The organism is Aeromonas sp. MdU4, assembly GCF_041929505.1.
Taxonomy (GTDB): domain Bacteria; phylum Pseudomonadota; class Gammaproteobacteria; order Enterobacterales; family Aeromonadaceae; genus Aeromonas.
In genome coordinates this window covers 158271-171081 of sequence record NZ_JBHFMW010000024.1, presented here as the reverse complement: position 1 = coordinate 171081, position 12811 = coordinate 158271, and the positions used below count along the sequence as shown (strand labels likewise).

General features: G+C 49.8%; 12 protein-coding genes. 9 read left to right on the top strand and 3 right to left on the bottom strand.

Going from position 1 to position 12811, the window contains the following annotated elements:
• Positions 1-49 precede the first annotated feature (49 nt).
• Positions 50-925 (bottom strand): esterase/lipase family protein, encoded by an 876-nt coding sequence (locus ACE1BR_RS14340; protein WP_374871364.1) that lies wholly within the window; start codon positions 923-925, stop codon positions 50-52.
• 170 nt (positions 926-1095) lie between these two features.
• On the opposite strand from ACE1BR_RS14340, the gene ACE1BR_RS14335 reads away from it, so the two are divergent.
• The 6 genes from ACE1BR_RS14335 to ACE1BR_RS14310 all read left to right on the top strand — a co-directional run bounded on the left by ACE1BR_RS14335 (position 1096) and on the right by ACE1BR_RS14310 (position 6991).
• Positions 1096-1392 carry a YebG family protein gene (locus ACE1BR_RS14335; RefSeq protein ID WP_374871363.1) on the top strand — a complete coding sequence of 99 codons (297 nt, stop codon included), beginning with the start codon at positions 1096-1098 and terminating at the stop codon, positions 1390-1392.
• Positions 1393-1778: 386 nt separating this feature from the next.
• Complete coding sequence (locus tag ACE1BR_RS14330) at positions 1779-3056, top strand: tyrosine-type recombinase/integrase (RefSeq protein WP_374871739.1); 1278 nt, start codon at positions 1779-1781, stop codon at positions 3054-3056.
• 232 nt (positions 3057-3288) lie between these two features.
• Positions 3289-3624, top strand: coding sequence for a hypothetical protein (locus ACE1BR_RS14325; RefSeq protein WP_374871361.1), 336 nt, complete (start codon positions 3289-3291; stop codon positions 3622-3624).
• A gap of 810 nt (positions 3625-4434) precedes the next feature.
• The gene (locus ACE1BR_RS14320; RefSeq protein ID WP_374871359.1) at positions 4435-4998 is read left to right on the top strand and encodes a hypothetical protein; all 564 of its coding nucleotides are present in this window, start codon (positions 4435-4437) and stop codon (positions 4996-4998) included.
• 171 nt (positions 4999-5169) lie between these two features.
• Positions 5170-5493: a hypothetical protein gene (locus ACE1BR_RS14315; RefSeq protein ID WP_374871357.1), complete on the top strand. Its 324-nt coding sequence runs from the start codon at positions 5170-5172 to the stop codon at positions 5491-5493.
• A 292-nt stretch (positions 5494-5785) separates the two neighbouring features.
• The gene (locus tag ACE1BR_RS14310) at positions 5786-6991 is read left to right on the top strand and encodes a hypothetical protein (protein WP_374871355.1); all 1206 of its coding nucleotides are present in this window, start codon (positions 5786-5788) and stop codon (positions 6989-6991) included.
• Between the two features lie 771 nt (positions 6992-7762).
• Here ACE1BR_RS14310 and ACE1BR_RS14305 read toward each other — a convergent pair.
• Positions 7763-7903, bottom strand: a complete 141-nt coding sequence (locus ACE1BR_RS14305) for a hypothetical protein (protein WP_374871353.1) — start codon at positions 7901-7903, stop codon at positions 7763-7765.
• Positions 7904-7974: 71 nt separating this feature from the next.
• Here ACE1BR_RS14305 and ACE1BR_RS14300 point away from each other — a divergent pair, with 71 nt between their 5' ends.
• Positions 7975-8271 (top strand): hypothetical protein, encoded by a 297-nt coding sequence (locus ACE1BR_RS14300; RefSeq protein ID WP_374871351.1) that lies wholly within the window; start codon positions 7975-7977, stop codon positions 8269-8271.
• 181 nt (positions 8272-8452) lie between these two features.
• Here ACE1BR_RS14300 and ACE1BR_RS14295 read toward each other — a convergent pair whose 3' ends face one another.
• Positions 8453-9901, bottom strand: coding sequence for an ISNCY family transposase (locus ACE1BR_RS14295; RefSeq protein ID WP_374871349.1), 1449 nt, complete (start codon positions 9899-9901; stop codon positions 8453-8455).
• 215 nt (positions 9902-10116) lie between these two features.
• Between ACE1BR_RS14295 and ACE1BR_RS14290 the strand changes: the two genes are divergently transcribed.
• Together ACE1BR_RS14290 and fabA are read left to right on the top strand one after the other, a co-directional pair.
• Positions 10117-12093, top strand: coding sequence for a Lon protease family protein (locus ACE1BR_RS14290; RefSeq protein WP_374871347.1), 1977 nt, complete (start codon positions 10117-10119; stop codon positions 12091-12093).
• Between the two features lie 98 nt (positions 12094-12191).
• The gene (gene fabA, locus ACE1BR_RS14285; protein ID WP_196783564.1) at positions 12192-12731 is read left to right on the top strand and encodes a 3-hydroxyacyl-[acyl-carrier-protein] dehydratase FabA; all 540 of its coding nucleotides are present in this window, start codon (positions 12192-12194) and stop codon (positions 12729-12731) included.
• The last annotated feature ends 80 nt before the right edge of the window (positions 12732-12811 follow it).

Genomic DNA, 12811 nt, shown 5'->3' with positions numbered 1-12811 from the left:
CTGAGTGATCAGGCCCTTCTCTTATTTGGTGCATTGCTACAGGGATATGTCAGAAGCGGGCCAGCAGGCCAAGCAACAGATCAGTGGTGCGGCAAGAGTAGAGCAGGGATAGATGGCCGATGGCAGGCAGTTCGATATCTTCCATGCCCGCCAATCGTTGCCGCTCCTGTGGCATCACCACGTTGTCATGACTGGTGCGCACCGAGATCCCGGGCACGCAGAGAGGAACACAAGAAAAGCGTTGTAACCAGCCTGAGCCGGGCACCATTTCCCGCGCATTGGCCCCCAACCCCAGCATCGCCAGCTGGCTACCCTGATGGGGGGTGGCCAGAGTAATAAGGCTCGCGACCTTGTCACCACCGCACACCGCCAGATAGTCACGGCATACCAGTCCCCCCATGCTATGACCCACCAATACCAGTCGGCTGGCATCGGTTGCCGCCAATACATCGTCGATCCGCTTGGCCAGCAGGGGCACCATATCGTCAATATGGCCAAAGGGTGGCATCAGGGTAATGGTGGCGACCACATGACCGGCCGCTTCCAGTCTGGCACGCTGGATGCGCCAGATCCCGCGGCTGCAACCGTAACCATGTACCAGCAGTACGGGTTGCCGGCAAGGGCGCAACCGATCGGGAGCCATCAGCAGAGGTTCAAAAGGCAACAACCAGGTGAAGGTGTAGAGGTAGGCCAACATCTCTTGGGCCATCATCTTCACTCTGCGCCAGACACCGATGGCTGGCGAAGGGTAAAAGCGGGTAAAGAGCCAACTGCCGAGCACCACTAAACAGCGCAAACCAAGCAAGGCAAACAGCACAAACAGCAAGGTCAGCGGCCAGGGCAGACCCACGACCAGATGGGCGATGCTCCCAAAGAGCAGCACCTCGACCATCAGCAGAATAAACAGGTGTTGTACGATCGTCATAAGGCCATGATCCGACCAGTCAGGCTTGGATGTCAAATGGCACTTTGAGATGAGTTGATCCCGCACCAGTTTTATCGATAACACACTGCGATCTCTTTTCTGGTGAGGTTATTTGCAATACTGTATATCCATACATATACTCTATGTATCATCACCAAGAGGAGGCCATCATGGCTGTCGAGATCAAATATGTGGTTGTTCGTGGGGGAGTGGAGAAAATGACCTTTGCCAGCAAAAAAGAGGCCGATGCCTATGACAAGCTGCTGGATACGGCCGACGAGTTGATGACCCTGTTAGCTGGCGCACCTGTCGAGCTGGCACCAGAGCAACAAGAGAGTCTGGCATTCTATCTGGCAGAGCAGCGTGATGTGCTGCAAACCCTGCTGCGCGGCGGCAAGGCTGGCGCGAAAGAGGAAGATGCTCCAGCGGCCAAACGCAAAGAGAAGCCGCTCAAACAGGTAGCCTGACTGTCCCGGTCTGCTATTTCTCGGGATAAACAGCTAAAGCCATTCATTTTTACTACATTTAAAAGCATCTTTGCGGCTATTTACCCCGAGAATTTTTTAACAACTGTGCATATCCAATGCATAACTGAATAGAGTGCTGTAATGGGCGACATCCGCCGAATCAACAAGCAGACAAGAGTGAGATAGACGGCCAAATCGCTCCCGATGACCCCAGCCAATGACCTCTGCCAGCAACAGCAAGGGACTGCACAAACATAAATAGAAGCCGCATTGATGCATCACGGTTCAGCCCTTTTCTATCGTCTCGGTTCACAGATCTCTATCGATTAACCTCATCACCAACAAGCAACACCATGACTCAACACCCATTATCCTTGCCGCCAGCCATGCCGCTATTTGACAGCCTGGTCTATCTGGAAGCTGGCAATCCGCAGGTCAATCAGTACCTTGCCAACCTCAGCCTCAACGATGTGCCCGATGCCGGATTGGTATATGAATTGGCAGTCGACTGGCTGCTGGAACAGCGCAACAGCGAGAACAACTACAAAACCTATCGCAGCGAACTGACCACCTTTTTACACTGGTGTTTTCGCGAGGTCGCCATCAGCCCGAAAGATCTCACTCGCCGCATCATGACTCGCTACCTCGACTACTGTCAGTCCCCTCCCGAGCCGCTGATCGCCTACCGCAACGTGGCGCAGTTTATCCTCGACAAGGAGTGGGGAGAGCGGTTGCCCAATCCGCAATGGCGCCCGTTTCTAGGCAAACGGGAGCTGGGTCGTACCCTGCCATATCGCCTGAGTGAGCAGGCGATGAAGACCAAGCTCGCCATCTTGTCGGCCTTCTTCCAGTTCCTGATCCAGGAGGAGTATATGGACCGCAATCCGGCCCTGCTGCTGCAGCGGGTCAAACGGCCGCAGCAGCAGGAAGCTGATGATCAGGTACAGTGCTTTAGCGAATTGCAGTGGTCATACGTGATGCAAGCCGCAGATACCCTGGCCAACGACCACCCGGAGCAACACGAACGCAGCCGCTTTCTCACCATCTTGATGTACGCCTGCTATCTGCGGATTTCGGAAGTTGCCGCCAGACCAGGCTTTACTCCCGTGATGGGGCAGTTTCGCCGCGATAGGAAAACTGGCGTCTGGGGCTACTTCATTCCCCAGAGCAAAGGAGGCAAGCGACGTACCGTAGCCGTTTCCCAAGCACTGCTGGCTGCGCTCGAACGCTACCGTCTATTTCTTGGCCTCTCACCTTTGCCAGCACCGGATGAACAGACTCCGCTGTTCGTTCGCCATAAAGCGGCGGCCCATGGTCGTGAACAAGGCGAGCTAAACGCCAACCTCGGCATTCGCCAGCTCCGGGATCTGATCATGGTGATCATTGGCAAAGGGGCCGAATTGGCAGAACAGGATGGATTGGTGCAGGATGCGGCTGAAATGCGGCAGCTGTCCCCCCATGCCATTCGCCACACCGGGATCACTCACGACATCAATCTGCACGGGCGACCTCTTTCCCACGTTCAGGCTGATGCCGGGCATGACAGCATCGACACCACCTCGAAATACCTCCATACCAGCAATAGCGAGCGACATGAAAGCGCACAACAAAAGCCGTTGGACCGGTTAAACCTTACCGTGAGAGATAACAATGAAGAAAAATAGTGAACGGAGATACGTGATACGTGGCTCTGCCATCTGCATTTAAAATAAAGTATGTTTCATTAAGGTCTCATACAAGCTGATGCGGTTATTTTATATGCCTCTGCAATGGCAATCGGTTCAGGGAACAACGGGGCGGTAAGGAACGAGCGCATTGCCATCAACGGAATACATATCCATTCCGGCTCAGAGAAAACAATCAACCAAATAGCTTGCTGAAATACCGAGAAACCCAATGCCGCTAGATATCATCAAAAAACAGTACAAAGTTGTCGGACAAGGCGAACTGATGGCTCAATTTACCCTGATCCCCTCGGGCACTTTGAATATCTGGTTTCCTGAAATGGGACTGCAGATGGAAGCGCCTTGCAATCAGCTTCGCTTTGAAAATGACACTATTCTCTATACCAATGGCATGCACTATAGCCAAGCCAGAGCATTCTGGTCATTGACTCTCAATCCGGCTGATATGAGTGAACTAAAAACCTTGATTATCGAGGTGTGCACCAGTACTCGTAGATCTCATCAACCGACCCCGATGCCAAAACGCAAACGGTGGCTGGTCGCCTGATCGGATAGTAAATTACTGAATAATTACAGTCAAAAGAGAGAAGGGCCAGCATTACAATATGCAGGCCCTTTTTTATTATTGTGCTTTAGCCGTGCCATTTTACATCTACTACTCATTACTTTCGATTGGCTGCAAGCAACGCTCGGTATGTGCTGATGATTATTCATATGGGGGAGGAGGGGAAAATTCTAAATAATGGACTCTTGTCCCAAAATGGGACTGTTGTAGTTTGCTGTAAAGAATCTCAGGGGAAGGGCATGAATTACCAGTCGGTAATGACCTAAATAACTATTCCGAATAGTAGATAACCAGAGGAAGGGAACTCACTCCGGTTTTTTGCGATCCCATTATTCGCCAAACAAAACAAGCCACGACCACAGCGGCGATGCATGCACAGCATTATCCATGCCACGCACGTTCAGGTGCATGTGCGTCGCTTGATGGCAATCTTGTTGTTATATGACGGATGACTGCCTGATTTTCCCCACAAGAGTAAGGTTCGATCGACGGAGAATAGAGGCACTAGCTATCATTCAAGTGGAGAGATCTGAACGGCAAATGGCCGCATTCGACGGGAGGAAAGCGCGAGGCAAAGGCTAACTGAAAACGAAGCGCGGCCAATGCATGGCGGCAAAAGATGGTTGTTATAAGGTACTTTGCCGCACCTCATACGAAACCCAATAAAATGATGGTGATATAAAACAACATGTTGCGAGCACGTAACGCGATGATGATAGTGGCAAGATATATGCAGAGTTTCTAAAGTGGCATTCGGTGCCACTGTCCACACTTACTTGTAAGGAACATGGTATGTCGGATATCAGCTCAATCAGCAGCTCTTCGGTCTCTGCCTCGTATAACACCAGTGCAGCCTCTCCAGCTAACACTGAGCAAGTAAAGCCACATCATCATCACCACGGTGGTGGCGATAAAATGATGGGTGATGTCACATCGGCCCTCTCATCTCTGGGTGTCAATGTCGATACCTCCAACCCGGATACCAAATCAGCCTTATCATCCCTCATGCATACCCTGATGGGAGCAATGAAAGGCTTTGGTGGCAAAGGAGATGGCGATGGAGATGGGGATGACAACCAGGGTGGGGGGCAAGGTGGAGTTCCGGAAGCAAAAGAAGCCGGCAATGGTGCCAACCCGTTTAAACAAGGGCTGGACTCCCTGATATCTGCCTTGAGCAGCGGGAACAGCTCAAATCCCACGTTGAGTCAGCTACAACAGCAGTTCGATTCACTGACAGGGGGAATAACCAGCCAAGATGGCAAGAAACCATCCCTGCAGGACTTTCTAACATCCTTCAAAAGCAAATTACCCGAAGATCAATCAAGCAGCGGATACATGGTTAACACCACAGCCTAATACAGAAAAGAGGCCTATTTGTATTTTGGGGGCTATGGCCCCTTTTTTGCTTCATGAGGGAAATGGAAACATGATCGGACTCACAAGTAACAATGATTTCACATGGAGCCTACAGGGCATAGTGTTAACCTATTAACTTGGATGTCAATATGAGCATAAGAGGGACGAACTATGCAGTTACGTGTTGTAGAAAAAACATTCAAGCTTGCAGGAGATGGAGATATTATTGCCAAATTCAGCTTTATTACTTCAGGTACAGTGCATATCTGGTTCCCCAACCTAGGGCTCCAAATGGAGGCTCACCATAATCAACTGCGCATACAAGATAACACCATTATGTACACTGATGGACTTCATTACGGTCAATGTAGAGCTCTTTGGGCTTTGACGCTTCATCATGAAGACGTAGCTGAATTTAAACGTGCAATGTCACAATTTAACCAACAGCCTCCTCGTAAAAAAATGCCTGCACGACGACATTGGGCTGTAGCTTAAGTTGTGTCTCAAGGGGCCGTTGGTCCCTATTTTTAGGGTTGATAAAAATGATGCGTATTGGCGCGAACACCACTAAATATGAAGGCTGCGCACATGCACTTTAAGTGAACGGATCCAGCCCTGGACATGCTCCAGAGTGGACCTAACCGCCGTGGAGTGTTCAAGGGTTCCGAGAGGGTAGGGGATGGGGTAGAATTCCCCCCGAATTACTACAAGGGGGCAGCTGACGAGATACAAAAAAACAGACAGAGCCCCTATATCATTCCCTCCACATAAATCAAGGCTGCCAGCGATGAAGAAATACTATCTATGCGTGTTACCAAAGGAGCCTGTTTTTTTTATTCAAGACGATGTTGATAATGAAATATGGTCAAGTAACATTTCTGGGATTATGGAGTACCTGAAAAATAAACAAATAAGCCCTTACTCAATAATAAAGTCCTATCAATATAAATTCCAGCTAGCCAGAACTGATGAAGAGTTTACTTATTGCAACATAAACCTGCACTACTGCGGAGCTGTCAGCATTGAAATACCAAAAGAAAAACAAAATGACATATGTCAAAATGCATGGTTCAAACAAGATTGGGTTGTAGCCTCTTATCATATTATAAAGGGTTTTTTCATCAATATACTTAACATACTACCAACTGAATCACTTAGTACATCAGGCTATTGCGACGAGTCAATAATTATATGCAAAGACGAAAGTGTATATCAAAAGAAATTTCATTCACAAAAAGGTCAAGCAATCACTAATTTTATCAGCGCATGTGAACTATATGTAAATACCCCCGTCGAAGAAAAAACCTTTAAACACTATGCAATTCAGTTCATTGGCACAAAGAGAATTTCAATCAGTGAAGTTGATAAAAATATTGAAAAATACATAGAAATGACGGTGGCCACACAAAGTTTTTTCATTCCATTAAATAGAAACCTAGCTATAACCTATGCACAATTAGGGATAAAGTTCACATTTATATTCTATGCGTGGAAAGCAATAGAAGAATTAACTCAATTGATATATAAAAAACACCTCCAAACAGATCCACCACACAAAATAGATAAGATCTTGAAAAGGTTGATAAAATATAATGTTATAAGCAAGCAACTATATGCACATCTGAATAAAGTAAGAATACATAGAAATAATCTCATTCATGAACCATCCACATCATTCATGTCGATTAACAATGAAACTCAAATGGAGACAGTCGATTTACTGAGATACATTGACGATTTAATATCTCTTCTTAATAAGAAAATTGAGATAAATTTCAATGTAAACAGAAAAGAGTTCACAAAGGAACTAAAACAGTTTCTTAAATATGCACCAAACAATAATGACTATGAAAATCTGCAAACATGGGAAAATCTGAAAAAAGCAATTTCAGAAGAACTCAAGAAGGCTGAAAATAATACGAGCGCATTGCATCAACTGTATGGAAACACAGCCTATGAGCTATGGATTAATCAACTAGAAAATACCAAGTAATCCTAATGAATTTAATGATTAAAAATCCCAAGACCTTGAGAGCGGCTTGTCTCCGACAGGAGGAACCACAGGCACCACCCATGCCCTATAGCCTACAAGGTATCGTCCTCGCTACGCTCCTTCCTCAACCTTTCCGACTGGCAGCTCTGAATGGGGCCTTCAATATCGGTTTGGAAGGGAAGTGTGTGGTGAGAGATAACAAAGAGTAAAGCGGCCATTACACGTGGTTCTCACCCCAACCAATCAATCAAAGGGGAACATCACACAATCGCCGCTCAAATTGTTGCAGGCCTCCCAATAATTGAGGCCCCCTCAACCATGTCGAAATAGGAAAACTACAACAAGGAAGAGCAGGTCGCTTTCAACTCTTTACGCATATCGGCGTGGGACTTGTATCCAGAGCGCAAGACTCGCGCCATCATTTCAGTCATTGAAGGGGTAAAAACGGGGTAGGGGGCTTGGCTACAACCTTAAAGCTCAACAGTTCGGAGGTCTTGTCTACACCCGCGCCCCGGCAAGGGTTTGGCCTTGTCATAGAGCCGTTGAGTTACCTTAATGAAGTGGGCAAGGGGAGCGAACCCCACTGGATGCTTCCACAGATAACGCAGCCCCTTTACCGGAGGCTAAGAGAAAGCTGCCGGAACGCCTTTACATTGGTGTCAAAGCACAGGATGGCCTGTAAGAGTGCCTTGCAGGCCAGTTCAGTCGGCGCCCAGGCAAAGAACAGATTGTCGCTCAAGGTTTTGGTGCCGATAACCCTATTTATCGGCATTAGATCGGGTAGTGCTCGGCCTCATAGGCCTCGACCAGGGCAACCAGCTGCTCCAGTTCAGCACCGTCAGGCGAGCCGATCTCGGCCCCCCAGAGTTCGTCGATACGGATCATGGCTGCCAGATAGTCGGATTCAGTCATAGGTACTCCAGGAGATAACGATGGGAAAATGAGATGATTTCTTCGACTCAGAGCCGGTAGATCCCGATTTTTTGGCCGAACGTGAACAGGTCATCGCCAAACCCACGTGGCATGGTGCAACCCGCGAGGAGCTGCTGGCCCGTGGCTATGTCCTCAGTCTGGACGAGCTGAACCTGCCGCCATCACCAGAACTGGACGAGATTATAAGCATTCTGCAAGCCGATCGCGGTCCTGTGTTTGTTGCGCTGTGGTTCCAGGCGGCCAATAGCTGGCTGCGAGGTGCAAGACCTGTCGATGTGGTTCGTGAACGTCCGCAAGATGTGTTAGTGGCGGCCCGTGCAGAAGTTGAGCCCATTTCCCATGGCTAACAGAGCCATCCAATCCGGTAAGCGTCCTTATGTATGTCTGTAAAACCCAAACTCACTGTCAACACCATTTAGAAATGTCTCAAAACCAGCTAGATAGAAATGTCATATAGAGTGGCTTTAGAGAGTCGAGAGTCAATGCAAAGATAAGGAGATGGGATACATCCCCTTTATCAGGCAGCTCTTATTTGGAATGAGGGGTTCGACGCAATGGTGATTTTTGTATCGATGCTAATTCTGCATGACTTTCCGCAATAGATACAAACGAATCATTTACTTCTTGAAGTGCTTGTAGGTAATCAACCTCCGATAACTCTCTTGGTCTGTACTGCCCTTTTACACGTTCTCGACGGCGATTAACCCCAGGTGTACTGGGTGCACTACGAGAACGGACATTGTCACGTTTGGCCTGGATGGCTTTGGCAACCAACAGGGCATGGCCTAGCCGTTTGTTCTCAACAATCTCACCTTGGTTAATCACTGGCAATTTGTCATATATGGTGTACTTGAGTTCACGGTCATGAGTATCGACCAGCAGGATCTGACCGGAAGGATAGTGAAAGACAGAAACTTCACGGCCAATAAGTCCTCGCAGCTCTGGTGTATCCTCAAGCAGATAGAGACGCTTATCATATTGTAATGAAAGCCGTTTTGAGACTTTTCGATACTCTTTCCACACAAGAATTTTATCTAAGTTGCCAGGATCATCTATAACCCTGTGAACATTAAAGTCATGCAGAGGAGCTTTCCCAAACCGCTGGTTATAGTCTTCAATAAATGAAGGTAACCACGTATTGGCATCGCCTATATTGTCTATTCCCTGCAATCTCAGCTCTTTCACCAACCGATCTTGTAATGTCAGATGCGCCCGTTCGACACGACCTTTAGCTGAACTGGTATTGGCGCACATACCATCAATATTGAGTTCATCTAAAGCTCTGGCAAATTGTGTCTGGCCATCACCACCTATTCCTTGTTTGTTAATTCGGAAAACAGATGCCTTATCGCTATAGAGTGCTTGTGGTTTACCGTGGGAAAGCAAGTAGTCGTGTAATGTTTCAAAATAAGCCAATGTCGATTCGCTTTCGACAAAACGCATGGCCATGATACGGCTCGTAGCATCATCAACGAATACAATGGCAGTGCAAGCCGGGCCTCGTTCCTCAAACCAACGGTGATCGCAACCGTCAATCTGTACCAGCTCGCCCAAACAAGCGCGCCGAATACGTGGCTGCTGCACCTTAGGTGCACGTTGCCGACGAGGGAGCCAAAGACCACTGGCAATCATCATTTGCCTGATGGTCTCTTTTGCGAGGTTGATCCCATGCAGCTCTGCCAGCTTCTCGCAGGCCAATGTGGGACCAAAATCAGGATAGTGCATTGCTATCAACTGGTAGGCTCGCTCCTTAATGCCTGTTGGCAACTGATGGTTGCTAGCTCTGCCCACAAGGCGAGAGCGCAACCCTAATGGCCCTGATGCTCGATAACGGTCTACTAATCGATACACCTGGCGAGTGGATAAGCCCAAGCGTCCTGCCGCAATGCTTGCGGTGAGATGGCCATCAACAACTGCTTGGATGGTCTTGAGTCGGTCGATCTCTTTCATGGTTAAACAGATCTCGCTGCGTACCATCGGGGAGCCCTCCGAATTGTTCAAAGAACAACCACCTTAACACACGAACCCGATGACATTTCAATTTGGCTCGAATGCGACATTACAACTTAGCCCTTACACCAAGACTGCGCATAATGTATATTATGTTAAATTGAATATCTTGTTTCCTGTCACCACTTATTGAACTGTGTATAATGGCAACAATTGATCCTATCTTCGACCGGATGTCTTAAGTGGCTGAATTAACATCAGAACAATTAAAACCCGCTTTTGCGATTGAACAGTTCCCCAAGCTCAGTGAGCTTGAACCTATCCCCTTTGCAGCGCTGCAGCCCAGAGCCATATCTGGCATCAAGCGCTTGGCCAGTTTTGATGGTGACTGTCCGGTCATGCTGCTCAACGGGTTCCCCGGTGCAGATTATGAAGGCGTTTGCCAGACGCTGATTGCCGACTCCCACGGCAAGGATGGCGACCTGTTTGATCTCTGCTACACCGAGAATCTGAACAACCCCTACAAACCAATTTGGCTGCGACTGCAACCGGGTACCGGCATTGAATTCTGTGAAATGGTTGGCGAACTGCTCAAGCTGCTGAGCCACCATCTCGATGCCGAGCGCATCGTGACCCGCATTATGCGCAAGCAGAACAATGATCCGAAGATCGATGACTTCCTCTCCGATCTGGCGGCTCATGTTGCCCTTGGGTTGGAATTCCAGCACCCCGTTCTGATCAACCTGCTGATCCATCACGAGGCGCAGGAAGCTCCGGTGATTTATGGCCGGGATCTCAACTGGGATACCCTGTTTGGCTCTATCAACTACCAGACTGAGCAAGGCTCTGTCTATGCCAACCAGCACCTTCTGGAACCGGGTCTGCTGCGCGAAGCCAACGGTGGCTACCTTATTTTGCAACTGGACGAGCTGCTGGATCAGCCACACCTCTGGTTCAAGCTGAAAAATGCCATGCAAAAAGGCGAACTGGACTGGAACGCCTATCAGGAAGGGAAAACCCTGACCCCCTTCTTCGCACCTGAAGCGACCCCCATCAAGCTCAAGCTGATCCTGGTGGGTGACCGACTCGACGTGGCAGAGTTCCAGATGCTGGATCGGGATATGTCCGAGCGTATCTTCCTGCGCGCCGATCTGGTCTCAGAGGTGAATATTGAGGAGGATCTGCAGGAGTTTTTGCAGTATCTGGCCTGGGTTCGCGAGCGTTGGGGACTGCTGGACTTCACGCCTGCCGCCCTCGCCGCCCTTTGTCGTCATGCCAGCCGCCTGTGTGACCATCAGGAGTGGCTGTCGCTCTCCGAAGTGCAGCTGGCCGCCATCATGCGGATGTCTGACAGTCTGGCCCGGGAGCTGGGATCCGATGTGGTGACCGACGAACATATCCGCGGTGCGCTGGAGGAGCAGGATTACCGCCTCAACTATCTGGTTGAGCAGTCCGATCAGGGCGTCATCGATGGCCAGATCCTGCTGCAAACCGATGGCGAAGAGATCGGCCAGATCAACGGCCTGTCGGTTATTCAGGTCTCCGGTCACCCTTATGACTTCGGTGAACCGGTGCGCCTCACCGCAACCGTCCACCTCGGCGATGGCGATGTGGCAGACATCGAGCGCAAAGCGGAGCTGGCCGGTCATATCCACGCCAAGGCGATGATGATTATCCACGGTTATCTCTCCAACAAATTTGGTGCCGAGAACCCCTCCCCCCTGTCGGCCAATCTGGTGTTCGAGCAGTCCTACCACGAAATCGATGGTGACAGCGCCTCTTTGACCGGTTTGTGTGCCCTGCTCTCTGCCCTCGCCCGTCAGCCTATCTATCAGCACTTCGCTGTAACCGGCGCGGTCGATCAGTTTGGCAATGTGCAGGCGGTGGGTGGCGTCAACGAGAAGATTGAAGGCTTCTTCCGGGTGTGCAAAATCCACGGCATCACCGGCAAGCAAGGGATCATTCTGCCAGGCACCAACATCCAGCAGCTGAATCTCTCTGACGAGGTGATTGCAGCTGTTGAAGCGGGTCAGTTCCATATCCACCCGGTGGATCATGTGGAAGAGGCCATCGAGTTGCTGACCGGCTGTGTCGCCGGTGAGCCTGATATGCCTGATACCCTGTTTGGCCGCATTCAGGATCGGTTGGACGAGTTGAACGGCTCCACTGCCAAAGTCGGACTGCTGCGAGCCCTGCTGGGACGCCTGTTTGGCCGCTGATGAAGTGATCGGAGTTGTTTAGCGAACAACTGTAAGCTAAATTGGCCCGGCTTTGACCCATTTGAAGGAAATACCGCGTGACCGTAGACAATACCACCATGGAAGCCCGCCTTTCTCTGTGCGAACAGGGCAAGAACTCTTTTACCCGTGAAGAGCTGCTGGCTTGCAGCCGTGGCGAACTGTTTGGTGAGGGTAACAGTCAGCTGCCTGCCCCCAACATGTTGATGATGGACCGCATCGTCAAGATCAATGACAACGGCGGCGAGCACGGCAAGGGCGAGATCCTGGCTGAGCTCGACATTACTCCGGATCTCTGGTTCTTCGATTGCCACTTCCCGGGTGATCCTGTGATGCCTGGCTGTCTCGGTCTGGACGCCATGTGGCAGCTGGTTGGTTTCTTCCTGGGCTGGAAAGGCGGCCCCGGCAAGGGTCGTGCTCTGGGCGTGGGTGAAGTGAAATTCACTGGTCAGATCCTGCCGACTGCCAAGAAAGTGACCTACAAGATCACCTTCAAGCGTGTCATCAACCGCAAGCTGGTGATGGGGATTGCTGATGGTGTGGTCGAAGTCGACGGCCGTCCGATCTACAGCGCCACCGACTTGAAAGTGGGCCTGTTCAAAGATACCACCGCATTCTGATCTCTCTGATTAGTGGTAAAACAGCATTAACGCAAAGGGGCCACAACGGCCCCTTTCCTTTTGTAATAAGTGATGAAGTG

Excerpts from the sequence above, each read along its gene's own strand:
- ACE1BR_RS14295 (WP_374871349.1), bottom strand. The coding sequence starts at position 9,901 with ATGGTACGCAGCGAGATCTGTTTAACCATGAAAGAGATCGACCGACTC.
- ACE1BR_RS14340 (WP_374871364.1), bottom strand. The coding sequence starts at position 925 with ATGACGATCGTACAACACCTGTTTATTCTGCTGATGGTCGAGGTGCTG.
- fabA (WP_196783564.1), top strand. The coding sequence starts at position 12,192 with ATGGAAGCCCGCCTTTCTCTGTGCGAACAGGGCAAGAACTCTTTTACC.
- ACE1BR_RS14330 (WP_374871739.1), top strand. The coding sequence starts at position 1,779 with ATGCCGCTATTTGACAGCCTGGTCTATCTGGAAGCTGGCAATCCGCAG.
- ACE1BR_RS14325 (WP_374871361.1), top strand. The coding sequence starts at position 3,289 with ATGCCGCTAGATATCATCAAAAAACAGTACAAAGTTGTCGGACAAGGC.
- ACE1BR_RS14335 (WP_374871363.1), top strand. The coding sequence starts at position 1,096 with ATGGCTGTCGAGATCAAATATGTGGTTGTTCGTGGGGGAGTGGAGAAA.
- ACE1BR_RS14305 (WP_374871353.1), bottom strand. The coding sequence starts at position 7,903 with ATGACTGAATCCGACTATCTGGCAGCCATGATCCGTATCGACGAACTC.
- ACE1BR_RS14315 (WP_374871357.1), top strand. The coding sequence starts at position 5,170 with ATGCAGTTACGTGTTGTAGAAAAAACATTCAAGCTTGCAGGAGATGGA.
- ACE1BR_RS14310 (WP_374871355.1), top strand. The coding sequence starts at position 5,786 with ATGAAGAAATACTATCTATGCGTGTTACCAAAGGAGCCTGTTTTTTTT.
- ACE1BR_RS14320 (WP_374871359.1), top strand. The coding sequence starts at position 4,435 with ATGTCGGATATCAGCTCAATCAGCAGCTCTTCGGTCTCTGCCTCGTAT.